At 62.3% G+C, this 15,433-nt stretch carries 16 protein-coding genes; 8 read left to right on the forward strand and 8 right to left on the reverse strand.

Annotated elements, in window-relative coordinates; all coding sequences use genetic code 11:
- Positions 1 to 38: 38 nt before the first annotated feature.
- The gene (locus tag BSY16_RS01510; RefSeq protein WP_150129843.1) at positions 39 to 335 is read right to left on the reverse strand and encodes a hypothetical protein; all 297 of its coding nucleotides are present in this window, start codon (positions 333 to 335) and stop codon (positions 39 to 41) included.
- Positions 336 to 733: 398 nt separating this feature from the next.
- On the opposite strand from BSY16_RS01510, the gene BSY16_RS01515 reads away from it, so the two are divergent.
- The 3 genes from BSY16_RS01515 to queF all read left to right on the forward strand — a co-directional run bounded on the left by BSY16_RS01515 (position 734) and on the right by queF (position 4,433).
- Positions 734 to 2,923 (forward strand): anthranilate synthase, encoded by a 2,190-nt coding sequence (locus BSY16_RS01515; protein ID WP_069058038.1) that lies wholly within the window; start codon positions 734 to 736, stop codon positions 2,921 to 2,923.
- A 131-nt stretch (positions 2,924 to 3,054) separates the two neighbouring features.
- The gene (locus BSY16_RS01520; protein WP_069058039.1) at positions 3,055 to 3,966 is read left to right on the forward strand and encodes a cation diffusion facilitator family transporter; all 912 of its coding nucleotides are present in this window, start codon (positions 3,055 to 3,057) and stop codon (positions 3,964 to 3,966) included.
- 2 nt (positions 3,967 to 3,968) lie between these two features.
- On the forward strand, positions 3,969 to 4,433 hold the full coding sequence (queF, locus tag BSY16_RS01525; RefSeq protein WP_069058040.1) for a preQ(1) synthase: 465 nt from the start codon (positions 3,969 to 3,971) through the stop codon (positions 4,431 to 4,433).
- Positions 4,434 to 4,466: 33 nt separating this feature from the next.
- Here the strand turns inward: queF and BSY16_RS01530 are convergent, their stop codons facing one another.
- Positions 4,467 to 5,045: a HupE/UreJ family protein gene (locus BSY16_RS01530; protein WP_069058041.1), complete on the reverse strand. Its 579-nt coding sequence runs from the start codon at positions 5,043 to 5,045 to the stop codon at positions 4,467 to 4,469.
- A gap of 269 nt (positions 5,046 to 5,314) precedes the next feature.
- Here BSY16_RS01530 and BSY16_RS01535 point away from each other — a divergent pair, with 269 nt between their 5' ends.
- From BSY16_RS01535 to BSY16_RS01545, 3 genes are all read left to right on the forward strand, one after another.
- A complete protein-coding gene (locus tag BSY16_RS01535; RefSeq protein ID WP_069058042.1) occupies positions 5,315 to 5,893 on the forward strand; it encodes an ATP-dependent Clp protease proteolytic subunit in 579 nt (192 codons plus the stop codon).
- Positions 5,894 to 6,281: 388 nt separating this feature from the next.
- Entirely contained in the window at positions 6,282 to 7,991 is a 1,710-nt protein-coding gene (gene leuA / locus BSY16_RS01540) for a 2-isopropylmalate synthase (RefSeq protein WP_069061302.1), read from the forward strand.
- A 132-nt stretch (positions 7,992 to 8,123) separates the two neighbouring features.
- A complete protein-coding gene (locus BSY16_RS01545; RefSeq protein ID WP_069058043.1) occupies positions 8,124 to 8,597 on the forward strand; it encodes a VOC family protein in 474 nt (157 codons plus the stop codon).
- Between the two features lie 52 nt (positions 8,598 to 8,649).
- On the opposite strand, the gene BSY16_RS01550 is transcribed toward BSY16_RS01545, so the two are convergent.
- The 4 genes from BSY16_RS01550 to BSY16_RS01565 all read right to left on the reverse strand — a co-directional run bounded on the left by BSY16_RS01550 (position 8,650) and on the right by BSY16_RS01565 (position 11,898).
- Complete coding sequence (locus tag BSY16_RS01550) at positions 8,650 to 9,504, reverse strand: anti-sigma factor family protein (protein ID WP_069058044.1); 855 nt, start codon at positions 9,502 to 9,504, stop codon at positions 8,650 to 8,652.
- A complete protein-coding gene (locus tag BSY16_RS01555) occupies positions 9,504 to 10,022 on the reverse strand; it encodes an RNA polymerase sigma factor (protein ID WP_069058045.1) in 519 nt (172 codons plus the stop codon). Before BSY16_RS01555 ends, BSY16_RS01550 begins: the two co-directional genes overlap by 1 nt.
- A gap of 194 nt (positions 10,023 to 10,216) precedes the next feature.
- The gene (locus BSY16_RS32250; protein ID WP_069058046.1) at positions 10,217 to 10,864 is read right to left on the reverse strand and encodes a tetratricopeptide repeat protein; all 648 of its coding nucleotides are present in this window, start codon (positions 10,862 to 10,864) and stop codon (positions 10,217 to 10,219) included.
- Positions 10,865 to 10,995: 131 nt separating this feature from the next.
- Positions 10,996 to 11,898 (reverse strand): metallophosphoesterase family protein, encoded by a 903-nt coding sequence (locus tag BSY16_RS01565; RefSeq protein ID WP_069058047.1) that lies wholly within the window; start codon positions 11,896 to 11,898, stop codon positions 10,996 to 10,998.
- 209 nt (positions 11,899 to 12,107) lie between these two features.
- On the opposite strand from BSY16_RS01565, the gene BSY16_RS01570 reads away from it, so the two are divergent.
- Complete coding sequence (locus tag BSY16_RS01570; RefSeq protein ID WP_069058048.1) at positions 12,108 to 12,608, forward strand: NUDIX domain-containing protein; 501 nt, start codon at positions 12,108 to 12,110, stop codon at positions 12,606 to 12,608.
- A gap of 1 nt (position 12,609) precedes the next feature.
- On the opposite strand, the gene BSY16_RS01575 is transcribed toward BSY16_RS01570, so the two are convergent.
- Entirely contained in the window at positions 12,610 to 13,596 is a 987-nt protein-coding gene (locus tag BSY16_RS01575) for a glutathione S-transferase family protein (RefSeq protein WP_069058049.1), read from the reverse strand.
- Positions 13,597 to 13,876: 280 nt separating this feature from the next.
- Here BSY16_RS01575 and BSY16_RS01580 point away from each other — a divergent pair, with 280 nt between their 5' ends.
- On the forward strand, positions 13,877 to 14,383 hold the full coding sequence (locus BSY16_RS01580) for a GNAT family N-acetyltransferase (protein ID WP_083242797.1): 507 nt from the start codon (positions 13,877 to 13,879) through the stop codon (positions 14,381 to 14,383).
- 27 nt (positions 14,384 to 14,410) lie between these two features.
- On the opposite strand, the gene BSY16_RS01585 is transcribed toward BSY16_RS01580, so the two are convergent.
- The gene (locus tag BSY16_RS01585) at positions 14,411 to 15,385 is read right to left on the reverse strand and encodes an MBL fold metallo-hydrolase (protein ID WP_069058050.1); all 975 of its coding nucleotides are present in this window, start codon (positions 15,383 to 15,385) and stop codon (positions 14,411 to 14,413) included.
- Positions 15,386 to 15,433: the final 48 nt, after the last annotated feature.

The raw sequence follows: 15,433 nt of genomic DNA on the forward strand, positions 1-15,433 counted from the left end.
GGAAACGCGGGGGAACGAATTTGGTTGCCGACGCGGTCTTAGATGCCGGCACCGCCGGTGATTTCCATGTCCGGCGGGCGTGGGGCGGTTGGGGGCACGGTAAGCGTGCGCACGCGCGCGATGAGATGGACGTTGTCACCGGTATCATTGTTTTCGATGATGTCGAGAAAGAAGCCGACCATCGTGCGTGTCTCTTCGGCATTTCTTGGCACGTGCCGGTATATGGCGTTGAAAACACTCGCGATCCGGCCGTCCAGCGCTTTGAATTCCGGGGTTTCGTGCTGTTCGAGCTTCTCCGCGATCCGAAGTTGTATTTCGCGGAACTCTTCCACCATGACGTCGACCATGGGTATTTTTGCCTTGATATCACTGGTTTCCAAGGCGTGCCATTAGCACATGCTCAATAATGGGGCAAATGTCCAGACATGGCGAAAATTCGCGATCTTGACAGATTGTTTCGCCGCCCTACCGCTTAACGGGGCAAGAAAGCTGAAGGCCGGTACCATTGCGCAACATTCGGAAAGCCGTGCCGTCGGTCTTGCGTAGGCGCGCACTTCACGCTAACACTCCGTTCCATGAAAAAGATGATCAACATTGCTGGCTGGTGGTGGGTTCGCTGAGGCGGCCTTGACCAGTCATGCGTGATTGAGACGACAAGCCGCCCGGAACCTTCGAGGCGGCTTTTTTGTGTTTGGCCGCCTTGTGGAGACCGGGCCTGAAACGGAGTTGGGGAATGGCCACGAGAATTCTGGAAGACGGCGGCGAAGCTTATGAGACGAGGGGCGGGGTAACCGTCACGCGCCGCCGCCGCGCAGCTGACTATGCAAACGCGATTTCCGCCTATGTCGACAAGCTCGATGAACGCCGCGGCGCGGTCTTCTCGTCGAACTACGAGTATCCGGGCCGCTACACCCGCTGGGATACCGCCGTCGTCGATCCGCCGCTCGGCATCTCCTCCTTCGGCCGCTCCGCCTGGATCGAAGCCTACAACGCGCGTGGCGAGGTGCTGCTGTCTCTCATCGCCGACCGTCTGGCCGCCGTTCCGGAACTGGCGCTGGGCGCCCATACGGCCCATCGCCTCGACCTCGACGTGAAGCTGCCCGACCGGGTGTTCACCGAGGAAGAGCGCTCGAAGATGCCGACGGTCTTCACGGTGCTGCGCGCGATTACCGATCTCTTCCATTCGGACCAGGACGCCAGCCTCGGCCTCTATGGCGCCTTCGGCTACGACCTTGCCTTCCAGTTCGACGCGATCGACCTGAAGCTGACGCGGCCGGCCGACCAGCGCGACATGGTGCTGTTCCTGCCGGATGAAATCCTCGTCGTCGACCACTATGCGGCCAAGGCCTGGATCGACCGCTACGATTTCTCCAAGGACGGGCTTTCGACCGAAGGCAAGGGCGAGGCTATTGCCTCCGAACCCTTCGAGACCGTCGATGTCATCCCGCCGCACGGCGATCACCGTCTGGGCGAATATGCCGAACTCGTCGTCAAGGCGAAGGAAAGCTTTCGTCGCGGCGACCTGTTCGAGGTCGTGCCCGGCCAGAAATTCTTCGAGCGCTGCGAAAGCAAGCCCTCGGAAATCTCGCGCCGCCTGAAAGCGATCAACCCGTCGCCCTATTCGTTCTTCATCAATCTCGGCAACCAGGAATATCTCGTCGGCGCCTCGCCGGAAATGTTCGTGCGCGTGTCGGGCCGCCGTATCGAGACCTGCCCGATTTCCGGCACGATCAAGCGCGGCGAGGATCCGATTGCCGACTCGGAACAGATCCTGAAGCTGCTCAATTCGAAGAAGGACGAATCCGAACTCACCATGTGCTCGGACGTCGACCGCAACGACAAGAGCCGCGTCTGCGAGCCGGGTTCGGTCAAGGTCATCGGCCGCCGGCAGATCGAGATGTATTCGCGCCTCATCCACACGGTCGATCACATCGAAGGCCGCCTGCGCGACGACATGGACGCCTTCGATGGCTTCCTGTCGCACGCCTGGGCCGTCACCGTCACGGGCGCGCCGAAGCTTTGGGCGATGCGCTTCATCGAGGCGCATGAGAAGAGCCCGCGCGCATGGTATGGTGGGGCGATCGGCATGGTCGGCTTCAATGGCGACATGAACACGGGGCTTACGCTGCGCACCATTCGCATCAAGGACGGTATCGCAGAAGTCCGCGCCGGCGCCACGCTGCTCTACGATTCGAACCCCGAAGAAGAAGAAGCCGAAACCGAACTGAAGGCATCCGCCATGATTGCAGCCATTCGTGATGCGAAGTCCGGCAACGCCGCCAAGGTGCAGCGCGATGTCGCGGCAGTGGGGGCAGGGGTGAACATCCTGCTCGTCGACCACGAGGACAGTTTCGTCCACACGCTCGCCAACTACTTCCGCCAGACGGGCGCGAACGTCACGACCGTGCGTACGCCGGTGCCGGAAGAGGTGTTCGACCGCATCAAGCCGGATCTCGTCGTGCTGTCGCCCGGCCCTGGCACGCCGAAGGATTTCGACTGCAAGGCGACGATCAAGAAGGCGCGCGCCCGCAACCTGCCGATCTTCGGCGTCTGCCTGGGACTCCAGGCGCTGGCCGAAGCCTATGGCGGCGACCTGCGCCAACTCGCCGTGCCCATGCACGGCAAGCCCTCGCGCATTCGCGTGCTGGAACCCGGCATCGTCTTCTCTGGCCTTGGCCGCGAGGTGACGGTCGGTCGCTACCATTCGATCTTTGCCGATCCCTCGACCCTGCCGCGTGATTTCATCATCACGGCGGAAAGCGAGGACGGTACGATCATGGGCATCGAGCATGCCAGCGAGCCGGTGGCTGCGGTGCAGTTCCATCCGGAATCGATCATGACGCTCGGCCAGGATGCCGGCATGCGCATGATCGAGAACGTGGTGGCGCACCTTGCCAAGAAAGCCAAGGTAAAAGCCGCCTGAGGCTTTGACAAAACGGCCGAACTGGCCGATAGGAACCGCAGAGAAAAACCGCGTGCACGTCCCCCGTGCGCGCGGTTTTGCGTTGATGGGCCAGGTTTTTGCAACTCGGTTGCATGCGCATGGAGAGCGGTATGGAAAATTCAGACAGCAAGACGGTCAAGCGCCTCGCCTTGTGGGGCATCCCGCTGTCGCTGGGCGTGATGGGCCTCAAGCTCGTCGCCTGGTGGGTGACGGGGTCGGTAGCACTGCTTTCGGACGGCATGGAATCGAGCGTCAACGTGGTTGCCGCCATCGTCGCCTTTGCGGCGATCAGCTATGCGGCAAAACCCGCCGACAAGACGCATCCCTTCGGCCACCACAAGGCGGAGTATCTGTCGGCGGTTATCGAGGGCGTGCTGATCGTCGTGGCGGCGCTGCTGATCGTCAAGGAGGCGGTGCCCGCAGTGCTGGCGCCGACTCCGATTGAAGCGCCTGTGCTCGGCCTGGCGATCAACTTCCTGGCGGGTGTGATCAATGCGATCTGGGCCTTCGTGCTCATCCGTGCTGGACGGCGTTACCGCTCGCCCGCGCTTTCGGCGGACGGCCAGCATATTCTCTCCGACGTCGTCACCTCCATCGGCGTGCTTGTTGGCCTCGTGCTGGCGATTGTGACCGGTTATGCGGTGCTCGATCCGCTGCTCGCCGTGCTCGTTGCACTCAACATTCTCTATCAGGGCTGGAAGGTCATCGCGCATTCGGTCGACGGGCTGATGGACCACGCTGTGGAGCCAGGGGAGGCGGACGCCATTCAGGCGGCGATCGCCGCCCATGGCACAGGCTCGCTCGGCGTTCATGACCTCAAGACGCGGCGGGCCGGGTCGGCGACCTTCGTCGACTTCCATCTCGTCGTGCCGGCATCCATGCCGGTCGGGCAGGCGCATGACATCTGCGACCGGCTGGAGGATGCGATCCGCACCGTGCAGCCCGGCGCGCAGATCGCCATCCATGTTGAGCCCGAGACGGAAAAGGCGCATGGCATCCGGGTCAAGATCGAGGAGGCGTGACGATGAGCAAGACTGACGTATCGGGACTGTCGCAACTGGGGCAGGCGGTCGATCTGCCCGTCAACCCGGAAACCGCCGTGCTGGAAAAGGTGCCGAGCAACCATGCGGGTACGGATTTCGTCGTGCGCTTCACGGCGCCGGAATTCACCTCGCTGTGCCCGATGACCGGCCAGCCGGATTTCGCGCATATCGTCATCGACTACATTCCGGACGGATGGCTGGTCGAATCGAAGTCGCTGAAGCTCTACCTGCATTCCTTCCGCAACCACGGCGCCTTCCACGAGGATTGCACCATCGACATCGCCAAGCGGCTGGTCGATCTGTTGCAGCCGAAATGGCTGCGGATCGGCGCCTACTGGTATCCGCGCGGCGGCATTCCGATCGACGTGTTCTGGCAAACGGGCGAAGCGCCACAGGGTGTGTGGATTCCGGACCAGGGCGTGCAGCCCTATCGCGGTCGCGGATAAAAGGCGGCGGGTTTGACCGCCGCCTTGGTGGTCTCAGCCGAAAGCGAGGACCAGGCCGGTAAGCGCGGTCAGACCGCCGATGATGCGCGCCGCGAGCGCGCCGCCGGAAAGCCGGGCGATGCCGAGACCTAGGCCGATGCCGGCACCATGCAGCAGCGCCGTCGCAACGACGAAGCCGATGCCGAACTGCCAGGCCCCGGCCGCGCCGAGTTCGCCGCCATGCGCATGGCCGTGGAAGAGGGCGAAGACGGCGACGATTGCGGCCGACATGACGGTGTCCAGCTTAACAGCCATGGCGACGAGCAGGCCGAGTGCCACGACCGAGGCGAGAATCGCCGGCTCGACGAAGGGCAGGGCGATGCCGGAGACGGCGAGGCTGAAACCGATGGCCATGGTGGTGACGAAGGCAGCCGGCACGGCCCACAGCGCCCTGCCGCCGATCTGCGCGGCCCACAGGCCGACAGCGAGCATCACCAGAATATGATCGAGGCCGAACAGCGGATGCGAGAAGCCGGCCATGAAGGAGCCGTGCTCTTCCGGATTGAGATGGGCGAAGGCCGGCGCCGTCGTGGCGGCAAGTGCAGCGAGTGCCAGCGTCATGCGTCTGATCATGGGGTCCCCTGTTCCGCTGGCTCCGGGAGCGAACCAGCGTATTTCGTAAATGAGAACCGCATCCTACGAATGGGACTGCGGCCAAGTCCATACGCAAATTGCGTATGGACAGGCTCCGGTTCCGTGCGGCAGTGAGCGCATTTACCCTGTTTTCCAGTGTCGCCGACAGGCTCTATCGCCCCTTATCGGTTTTGTTGCATTGTCTTGGCCAGTGAGTCGCATTATCTGACAGCGACAGGACTATTCTGACGAGCAATCGGAGACTTTGGATGAGCGACGAGGACGACAAGAAGACGGAACTGCCCCTGGGCAAGGAAACGGAGGCGAATCTATTCAAGTCGCGTTCGATCTTCATCTACGGGCCGATCAATCAGGAACTGGCGCAGAAGGTCTGCTCGCAGCTCGTGGCGCTTGCCGCCGCCGGCGACGAAGATATTCGCATCTACGTCAATTCGCCGGGCGGCCATGTCGAATCGGGCGATTCGATCCATGACATGATCAAGTTCATCAAGCCGAAGGTCTGGATGATCGGCACGGGCTGGGTCGCCTCCGCCGGTGCGCTGATCTATGTCGCCGCTCCCAAGGAGCGCCGCATTTGCCTGCCGAACACCCGCTTCCTGCTGCATCAACCGTCGGGCGGCACCCGCGGCATGGCATCGGACATCGAGATCCAGGCGCGTGAAATCATCAAGATGAACGAGCGCCTGAACCGGATCTTCTCCGAAGCGACCGGCCAGCCGATCGAAAAGATCGCCAAGGACACCGACCGCGACTATTGGCTTTCCGCCGAAGAGGCCAAGGGCTACGGCCTCGTCTCGCGCATCGTTAGCTCGCAGAGCGATATCTGAGGCTTTTAGTCTTTTTGAACAGGATGAAGCCCTCCCATTGCGGAGGGCTTTTTCTTTGGTGCTTGCGCTTTCGCCATCCCGCCGGTATAGACGGCCCTATGTTGAAGACCAGCGCACAGATCATTGAACGAGTTTCCCGCGGCAGCGAAGCTGTTCGCGAGCGTTCGCGCGGCTTCTCCTCGCTTCTTCTTCTCGGCCTTACGCGCGGTTGCCGGGTTCGTTGAGGAGCGCCCGGCGGCCGACAAAGCCCGCCCGGCAATAGCTCCTCGTTTCACCCTACGCATTAATTCCGGTTTGGCCGCCCACGGCCAGCATTCGCCGTCGCAAAATGCGCCTGCTTGCGCTAAGACGCTTTCGCGAATGCCGGGACGACGAAGAGACGAAAACGATGATTTTGAAGACCCACACCCCCAAGCAGGGCATGCCCGACGCGGCCGTCAAGTATCAGGCCTACCCGACGATCAACATTCCCGACCGCACCTGGCCGGGCAAGACGATCACCGAAGCACCGATCTGGTGTTCGGTGGACCTGCGCGACGGTAACCAGTCGCTGATCAACCCGATGGGCCACGACCGCAAGGCCCGCATGTTCCAGCTGTTGCTCGACATGGGTTTCAAGGAAATCGAGATCGGTTTCCCCTCCGCATCGCAGACCGACTTCGACTTCGCGCGCTGGTGCGTGGAAGAGGGCAACGTGCCGCGGGACGTCTCCTTGCAGGTTCTGGTGCAGTGCCGCCCGGAGCTGATCACCCGCACCTTCGAGGCGCTGGAAGGCGCCCATAACCCGATCATCCACTTCTACAATTCGACGAGCGAATTGCAGCGCCGTGTTGTGTTCGCCAAGGACGTTCACGGTATCAAGCAGATCGCCACCGATGCGGCCAAGATGATCACCGACATGGCCGCCAAGGCCGGTGGTGGCTACCGCTTCGAATATTCGCCGGAGAGCTTTACCGGCACCGAACTGGAAGTGGCGCTGGAAATCTGCAACGCGGTCGTCGAGATCGTGAAGCCGACCGCGGACAACAAGCTGATCCTCAACCTGCCCTCGACGGTCGAGATGGCGACGCCGAACATCTACGCCGACCAGATCGAGTGGATGTGCCGCAACATCGACAACCGCGAGAACGTCATCATCTCGCTGCACCCGCACAATGACCGCGGCACCGGTATCGCCGCGACGGAACTGGCGCTGATGGCGGGTGCTGACCGTGTCGAAGGCACGCTGTTCGGCAATGGCGAGCGCACCGGCAATGTCGATGTCGTGACGCTGGCGCTCAACATGTACACGCAGGGCATCGATCCCAAGCTGGACTGCTCCGACATCGAGCGCGTCAAGGCGGTCTACGAGTACTCCAACGAGATGGCCATTCCGGAGCGCCATCCCTATGTCGGCGAGCTGGTCTATACGGCCTTCTCCGGCTCGCACCAGGATGCGATCAACAAGGGCATGAAGGCCATCAAGAAGGCCAACAAGCCGTTGTGGGAGGTGCCATACCTGCCGATCGACCCGCAGGATGTGGGCCGCTCGTACGAGGCGATCATCCGCATCAACTCGCAGTCCGGCAAGGGCGGCATCGCCTATATCCTGCAGGAAGATTACGGCATCAACCTGCCGCGCAACCTGCAGGTGGAGTTCCGCGAGGAGATCCAGCGCATCACCGACGAGGAAGGCGTGGAACTGCCCTCGAAGCGCATCCATGAGAGCTTCATGGAGCGCTACGTGACGCAGCCGGGCACGCGGCTGCGCTTCGTCGACCACCACACCTATCCCGATGATGCGGGCCAGAAGGGCACGCGCATCGTCGCCGCGGAAGTGACCGACGGTGGCGAAACGAAGCGCATCGAAGGCAAGGGCACCGGCCCGATCGACGGCTTCATCAACGCGCTGTCGATCTATCTCGGCATTCCGATGTCTGTTGCGGATTATTCCGAGCATTCGCTCCAGCACGGTTCCAACGCGGCCGCCATTGCCTATGTCGAGGTCGAGCATCCGGGCGGAAAGATCTTCGGCGTCGGCATCAACACGAACATCGTGACGGCCTCGCTCGAAGCGATCGTTTCTGCCGCCAATCGGGTGCTGGCCGCTCGCGGCTGATCGAGCACCGACTGAATGAAAAAGCCCGGCAATAATATTGCCGGGCTTTTTTGTTTTAGGGCGTGTCGGACTGGCGAAGGTTGGTTCGTCTTCTACACATTGAAGCGAAACCACAGTCGAAAGGATCACGTCATGGAAAAGAACACCATCTGCGTTTGGTACGACAAGGACGCCGAGGCCGCTGCCCGCTTTTACGCGGAAACCTTTCCCGACAGTTCCGTCGGTGCCGTCATCCGTACCCCCGGCGACTATCCGGATGGCAAGCAGGGAGATGTCCTGGTCGTTGAATTCACCGTTGCAGGCATTCCATGCATCGGCCTGAATGGCGGCCCTACATTCAAGCAGTCGGAGGCATTTTCCTTCCAGATCTCGACGGAAGATCAGGAGGAAACCGACCGTTACTGGAACGCGATCGTTGGAAACGGCGGGCAGGAAAGTGAGTGCGGCTGGTGCAAGGACAAGTGGGGCGTATCCTGGCAGATCACGCCACGCGTCGCGATGGAAGCACTCAGGGCAGGCGGCAGCGAGGCGAAGCGTGCCTTCGACGCTCTGATGACGATGCAGAAGATCGACGTCGCCGCGATCGAGGCGGCACGGCGCGGCTGAAATCTTTCCGGCGCGAACGGGCGCATGCGTCCGTTCGTCGCCACCCTGCGGGCTAGATGCTTGCGGAAACCGTTTCCGCAATGCGCTCCAGGTTCGGATCTGCCGAAGGCCCGACCACGACGAAGGAGGCGTTGCCCCTCTGCCAGGAGACGAGGCCGATATCGTTGCGCATGCTCTCTGTCAGATCCGTCCTGCCCTCGACCGGGGTACTGTTCTGGAGGAAACAGATGGCGAAGATCTCGTTTTCGGCATCCCGGTAGAGCAGTTGCGCGGTCGGCTTGCCGCCGGCAACGAGCAGGCGGGCGCCTTCGAAGGTGAGGTTCTGGGCCGAAAGGTCGGGAAGTGTGAAGGTCACGCCGGTGCTGGCGGAGAGCCATTCGACGATATGGTCCTGTTCGCTTGCCGGTACCTCGACGAGATGGCGCGTCTGGCGCGAGTAGATGCGGTGATAGTCGGCGATGTCGTCGAGCCAGGTGCGGGCGGCGGCGATCTGGAGCGGTGCTTCCGCGGCACCCTGCTGCTCGGAGACGAGATATCCGGCGGCGCCACCGGCGATGAAGATCACAAGCGATGCGGCCAGTGCCTTCGGCCAGAACGCCGACGGACGGCGCGGGGCTGCGGCGGCGACCGGAATGGCGGCGAAACCCGATTTGGGCTGTTCGTCCTCGCTCTTGCCTACGTCCTTGATGGTGCGAACGAGATCGAGCGGGATCGGGTCCTGCAGCATCCTGTCGAAGGCGCGGGCGCCGAATTCGCTGCCGAGCTTCAGCTTTTCGAAGACAACGCGCGCGTCGTCATCTTCGGCGAGGATGGCATCGATTTCGTCTACTTCCGTCTGTGGCAGTTGGCCATCCAGATAGGCCGACAATCGAATTTCGAGCGGAAGACCCTGTGTACTCTCCACCATCAGGCCCTCCTTTCGGTCTGTTCAGCGATCATGGCCGCGAGCCTGATGCGGGCCGCAGAAAGCCGGCTCATCACGGTGCCGATCGGTATCCCAAGGATATCCGCCGCCTCCCGGTAGCTGTGGCCTTCAACGTTCACCAGCAGGAAGACGCTCGAAAGCCCCTCCGGCATGGTCATGATCAACTTGTGCAACTGCTTGGCATAGACGGCCTTGTCGGCCGACGCTTCGATGTGCAGGCTATCCTGCTCGGCAACATCTACAGTGCCGGACCCTGTGCGGACCTTTCGCTTGCGGATTTCGTCCACCCAGAGATTGCGTGTCATGGCATAAACCCAGCTTTCCAGCCGGCCTTCCCCGTTCCAGAGATGGCTTCGCGTGATAGCCCTCTCGCATGCTTCCTGGACCAGGTCATCCGCATCGCTGCTGTTGCGCGTCAGCGTCATCGCAAAACGGCGCAACTTCGGCAGCAAATTGACCAAATCTCGCCGGAACTCATTCGATTCTGCCGTCGGACGCATTGCTTTTCCAAGGAAACGTTCGGGATCAAAACTCTATTCGCTCCCGGGCGGGTAGCGACCGTCTGATATGAAACATTCTTCCTAATGCCTGCAAGCATGAACGGCAACCCGGAGCGCAGTTTCCCGCGTTCCCTCAACGATTGTTCCTGTGTTGGCCGGCATCGTCCCGTTTTTGGACGATGCCGGCAGCGATGTCAGTAGGTTGTGCGCTCACCGCCAAGCGACTGGAGCAGGGCGCGGTAGGCCCAGGTGTTCTCGCCGCCGCGATCGCGGATTTCGACGAGCTGGACGCGGGCGCCCTCGATGTCGCCCTGTTCGATCAGGGCCTGGCCCATATAGGAGCGGGCGAGGATGTAGTTCTCATCCTTCTGCAGCGCCCGCTTGTAGAAGCTCATGCCGAGTTCAATGTTGCCGAGCTTGCGCGTGTTGTAGCCGAGATAGTTGAGGATGCGCGGGTCTTCCTGGTCGGAAGCGGCGCGCAGTGCCCGCAGCGCGTTCTCATACTGATCGGCATAGGCGAATTCGCGGGCAGCCTCATAGAGCTTGTCGTCGATTTCGCGCTCGGTCTTCTTCTGCTCTTCCGTCTTGGCCTTGTCGTCGGCGGGTGTGCCTTCGACCGGCTTGCTCTCGGTCGGCGTCACTTCGGCCGGCTTCAGATCCTCAGGCGCGACGCATTCCTTCTTTTCCTCGTTCCAGATCTTGCCGTCGGTGCAGGTCGTCGTCGTTTCGGTCGCGACCGGCGGCGTCGTGGTATCGGAATCCGCGGCGCGGGCGGTGGAGAGCGCCGTCAGCGAGACGGCAGCGCAGAATGAAAGCAGCATGGTGTGGCGGAGCATGGTCATGGGGTTCCCTCTCGTCGGGTCGTCTGCGGGGGCGCTGGCCGTCTGCGAGCATGCCTGCCTTTTGCGGGCTTCGTATGGCAGGATGCTCTGAGGACTTGTTACGGATGGCGAGAGGGATTTATTCGGCCGCTTTAAAAACGCGTCGTTTCCGCGAGCGTCAGCGCAAGGCCGTCCGGCGCCAAGGCGAAACGCTCGCGCATGACGTTCCAGCTGCCCGGTGCGCCGGAAATCGAAAAGAGGTTGTAGCCGGCCGGTGGCTTGTGGCCGCCAGGCCCCTGTGAGGCGGACGCGATGCCGACGACCGGGATCTGCTTTATCTGGCCAGGCAGCCAGTGCACGGTGTTGAGATGGGTGTGGCCGTGCAGCACGAGGTCCGCCCCGCCGGTCGAGACGGTGGCTGCGAAACGGCGGATGCCGATCATGCGCTTGTGGAACGACGTCGCCCCGCGGATCGGCGGATGATGGATCAGCACCACACGGAATAGGCCGGCCTCGCCGGCAGCGCGCAGCATGTTGACCGTCTCGCGGGCCTGGCGGGAGCCGAAGTAACCGGAGGCCGAGAAGGGTGGCGTGGCGACGGCCGTCGAGCAGCCGATGATCGCCACCTGACCGCGCACCCGCAGATAGGGGAAGACATGCATGTCCTCTTGCCATTCCGCCGGGGCCGCATCGCCGCGCATGTAGGGATACCAGGCGCGCGTGGATTTTTCGTAGGCGCCGCGCACATAGGCGTCGTGGTTGCCCGGCACGACCGAAACATGCTCCGGCGTGCCGGCTTCCGGCAGCCATTTCTTCACGGCCGCGATTTCCAGCGAAGAAGCGAGGTTCACGAGGTCGCCGGTGATCGCCAGATGGTCCGGGTCGCGCCGCTCGATATCCTCGAGCACGATGTCGAGCGTGTTGGTGAACAGGTGCCGGCGGCGGTTGCGATGCCAGTTGACGAAACCGGTGATGCGCTTCGAAAACAGTTCCAGGAAGGTGAGGGCAGGCAAGGGGCCGAGATGGACATCCGATATATGGGCAAGTCTGAACATAGCCTTCCATACTGCATAACACCTAAAATCGGAATCGATTTAAGGTGTTATGCAGCAACTATAAAGTTCTACAGCGACCTTTGCGCGTCAGGAATGACGCGCGGCGCTGTAGTGCATATGCCGGGCAAGGGAAACGCAAGGCGTGTATATTCCCGGACCTTTGGCCCCGAAGGCTTGATTTGCGGGAAAGGTTCCGGCGAAGTGCCGCAATGGAACAAGACACGCCGACCACCCCGCCGCCGACCCGCAGCCTGCTGGCAAAGCTCGCCACGCGCGTGGTGCACAGCTATTTCGCGCTCGCCCGCGGCATGACGATGGGCGTGCGCGCCGCCTGTTTCGATGAAGCCGGCCGCATCTTCCTCGTGCGCCACAGCTATGTGCCGGGCTGGCATATGCCGGGTGGCGGCATCGAGCGTGGGGAAACGGCGCTGGAGGCGCTCGCCAAGGAAATCCGGGAGGAGGGCAACCTCGTCGTCGGCACGCCGCCGACGCTCGTCCATGTCTACTTCAACCGCCAGACCAGCAAGCGCGACCACGTGCTGCTCTATCGGTGTGACGGTGTCGTGCAGACGGCGCCGCGCCTGAAGGATCGCGAGATCGTCGAGGCCGCGTTCTTCGCGCTCGACGCCCTGCCGGTCGAGACGACTGCGGCAACCCGGCGCCGGCTGAAGGAACTCGCCGGCCGGGCGCCTTTTGCAGACTTTTGGTAGTTCAGGCCGCTTTCAACCGATCCCGGTCATGCGCGGCGGTGAGATCGAGCGCCGGGCCGACCGGCACGATGCCCGTCGGGTTGATCGTCGTGTGGCTGCGGTAATAGTGTTCCTTGATGTGGCGCATGTTCACCGTCTCGGCGACGCCCGGCACCTGATAGAGCTCGCGCAGATAGCCCGACAGGTTGGGATAGTCGGCGATGTGGCGGATGTTGCACTTGAAGTGGCCGACATAGACCGGGTCGAAGCGCACGAGCGTCGTGAAGAGCCGCCAGTCGGCCTCGGTGAGGCGGTCGCCCGTAAGGTAGCGCTTCGTCGACAGGCGCTCTTCCAGGCTGTCGAGCATCTCGAAGAGTTTCGTGACGCTCTCCTCATAGGCCTCCTGCGTCGTCGCGAAGCCGGCCTTGTAGACGCCGTTGTTGACGGTGTCGTAGATCGCATCGTTCAGGGCATCGATCTCGGCGCGCAGGATTTCCGGATAGTAGTCGTCTCGCGAACCGGTGATGCCGTCGAAGGCGGAGTTGAACATGCGGATGATCTCGGCCGATTCGTTGGAGACCATTCGGTTCTGTTTCTTGTCCCACAGCACCGGCACGGTGACGCGGCCGGAATAACCGGGGTCCGCCTTCTGGTAGACCTCGTAGAGGGCGGAGGCGCCGAACAGCGGATCGAGCGTGCCGCCGTTCTCGCCCTTGAATTCCCAGCCCTTCGCCAGCATCAGGGGATCGACGACGGAAACGGTGATCAGATCCTCCAGTTTCTTCAGCTTGCGGAAGATCAGCGTGCGGTGCGCCCAGGGGCAGGCGTAGGACACATAGAGATGGTAGCGTCCGGCTTCCGCGGCAAAGCCGCCTTCGCCCGAAGGGCCCGGCGCGCCATCCGGCGTGATCCAGTTGCGGAACTGCGAGGCGGCGCGCTTGAAATGGCCCTTCGTCGCGCTCGTGTCGTACCAGACGTCGTGCCAGACGCCGTCAACAAGCATGCCCATGATGGTCTCCTTCTGCCGCACGTCGCGGCTCAAACATGAGGTCATAGATAGCCCATGGGCGGGATGTGGATAGGCGCATTTTGATGAACAGTGCGTTTTGCTCTTTGACAGAGGCAAAATTTCTGCTATCCGCGCTGATCAGGATCGGCGCTCAAGCCGGCGAGGAAGACGATAGGCATGTTCTACCCGGGAAGCCCACGACGACGCTGATGCCCCTGCTGCGCCCCTCGCGGTGGCGCGATAACCAGCATCCCCAGCTTCGTATCCGGTTCCCAGATCCATGAACATGCTCAAGCACGATATCGTCTACCTGACGGAAGACACCTCCCGCGACGCCGCCATCGAACATATCAATGAAGAAGCCTTTGGCCCAGGCCGGCATGTCCGCGCGGCTGCGCGCATCCGCGAGCAGGGGCCGCACGACCTGTCGCTCTCCTTCGTCTGCACGGATGATGGCGAAACGGTTGCCTCCGTGCGGATGACGCCGGTGATGGCCGGCGGCGTGAAGGGGCATCTGCTCGGCCCGCTCGCCGTGCGCCCCTCGCACAAGAACAAGGGCATCGGCCGCGAATTGCTGCGCATCGCCTGTGCCGCCGCCAAGCGCAAGGGCTCCGAAGCCGTCGTCCTCGTCGGTGACCCGCCCTATTACGGCCCGCTCGGCTTCGAAAAGGTCGCGTGGAATGCGCTGGCCTTCCCCGGTCCGGTCGATCCCGCGCGCGTGCTGGTGATGCCCTTTGCCGAGGACACGCACGAGCGGCTGAAGGGCGTTATTGCCTGGCGGCCATGAAAAAGGGGCCATCGGCCCCTTTTTGTCTCAGAGCGCGCCGCTGTAGTTGAGTGGTACCCAGTCATAGTTGGTCTCGTCGCGGCGGACATGGCCGATGCCGGGAAACGCAATATGGGCACCGGCCACGAGATAGGCCTGGTCGACCGCTTCCGTGAAGGCAGCGGTCCGCGCCTTGATCGCCTTGTCCTGATCGATATCGAACTCGATTGCGACGCCCGGTTCATCGAACTGCAAGACATCGCCGTGCGTAATATCGCCCCAGAAGACCAGTTTTTGGCCGCCGCTTTCCACGACGAATGAACTATGCCCGGGAGTATGCCCCGCTCTCAGGATCGTGCCGATGCCCGGAACGGCCTCGGCATTGTCACCGAAAGCTTCCAACTTACCGGCGTCGAGATAGGGTTTCAGCGATTCCTGTGCTTCCTTGAACTGGGTCTTCAGCGCACCGGCCGCCTTTTCAGCTGCGGCAGCATCCATCCAGAAATCGAGGTCCCGCTTGTTCACCCGCACGGTCGCATTGGGGAAGACGCGCTTTCCGTCCACGGCGAGACCGCCAGAGTGATCGGTGTGGATGTGGGTGAGCAGGATGTCGTCGATGTCTTCGACGCGATATCCCGATGCTTCCAGATTGGCGGCGAGTTTGCCGAGCGACGGACCGAGATAGGCGCCGGTACCGGCATCGATCAGCACGAGGCGTTCGCCCGTATTGACGAGGTAGGCGTTGATCGAGGTCTGGGTGGGCGACGGCTTGAAGGCGGCGGCGAGTGCAGCGCGCGCTTTTTCCCCCGTCGTGTGCGTGTAGAGTGTCTCCAGCGGAAGCGGAATGGTGCCGTCTGACAGCGCGGTGATTTCAAGCTCCCCGAGCTTCAGGCGATAAAATCCCGGTGCCTGAAAGGACTGGAGCGGTGCCTTTGCGAAGGAAAGCTCGGGGAACATGGTGACGGTGCCGGCGGCGAGCGCGGCGGTTGCGGTTCCCTTGAGAACCGATCTGCGGCTGAGCATGGAAGTCTCCTTGAAGGATTGTCGTGGCGTGGCCTTGCAAGCACCTGA

Source organism: Sinorhizobium sp. RAC02 (assembly GCF_001713395.1).
Taxonomy (GTDB): Bacteria; Pseudomonadota; Alphaproteobacteria; order Rhizobiales; family Rhizobiaceae; genus Shinella.

Excerpts from the sequence above, each read along its gene's own strand:
- BSY16_RS01585 (WP_069058050.1), bottom strand. The coding sequence starts at position 15,385 with ATGCTCAGCCGCAGATCGGTTCTCAAGGGAACCGCAACCGCCGCGCTC.
- BSY16_RS01530 (WP_069058041.1), bottom strand. The coding sequence starts at position 5,045 with ATGATCAGACGCATGACGCTGGCACTCGCTGCACTTGCCGCCACGACG.
- BSY16_RS01565 (WP_069058047.1), bottom strand. The coding sequence starts at position 11,898 with ATGTTCAGACTTGCCCATATATCGGATGTCCATCTCGGCCCCTTGCCT.
- BSY16_RS01545 (WP_069058043.1), top strand. The coding sequence starts at position 8,124 with ATGGAAAAGAACACCATCTGCGTTTGGTACGACAAGGACGCCGAGGCC.
- BSY16_RS01520 (WP_069058039.1), top strand. The coding sequence starts at position 3,055 with ATGGAAAATTCAGACAGCAAGACGGTCAAGCGCCTCGCCTTGTGGGGC.
- BSY16_RS01535 (WP_069058042.1), top strand. The coding sequence starts at position 5,315 with ATGAGCGACGAGGACGACAAGAAGACGGAACTGCCCCTGGGCAAGGAA.
- queF (WP_069058040.1), top strand. The coding sequence starts at position 3,969 with ATGAGCAAGACTGACGTATCGGGACTGTCGCAACTGGGGCAGGCGGTC.
- BSY16_RS01510 (WP_150129843.1), bottom strand. The coding sequence starts at position 335 with ATGGTGGAAGAGTTCCGCGAAATACAACTTCGGATCGCGGAGAAGCTC.
- BSY16_RS01515 (WP_069058038.1), top strand. The coding sequence starts at position 734 with ATGGCCACGAGAATTCTGGAAGACGGCGGCGAAGCTTATGAGACGAGG.
- BSY16_RS01580 (WP_083242797.1), top strand. The coding sequence starts at position 13,877 with ATGAACATGCTCAAGCACGATATCGTCTACCTGACGGAAGACACCTCC.
- leuA (WP_069061302.1), top strand. The coding sequence starts at position 6,282 with ATGATTTTGAAGACCCACACCCCCAAGCAGGGCATGCCCGACGCGGCC.
- BSY16_RS32250 (WP_069058046.1), bottom strand. The coding sequence starts at position 10,864 with ATGACCATGCTCCGCCACACCATGCTGCTTTCATTCTGCGCTGCCGTC.
- BSY16_RS01575 (WP_069058049.1), bottom strand. The coding sequence starts at position 13,596 with ATGGGCATGCTTGTTGACGGCGTCTGGCACGACGTCTGGTACGACACG.
- BSY16_RS01555 (WP_069058045.1), bottom strand. The coding sequence starts at position 10,022 with ATGCGTCCGACGGCAGAATCGAATGAGTTCCGGCGAGATTTGGTCAAT.
- BSY16_RS01550 (WP_069058044.1), bottom strand. The coding sequence starts at position 9,504 with ATGGTGGAGAGTACACAGGGTCTTCCGCTCGAAATTCGATTGTCGGCC.
- BSY16_RS01570 (WP_069058048.1), top strand. The coding sequence starts at position 12,108 with ATGGAACAAGACACGCCGACCACCCCGCCGCCGACCCGCAGCCTGCTG.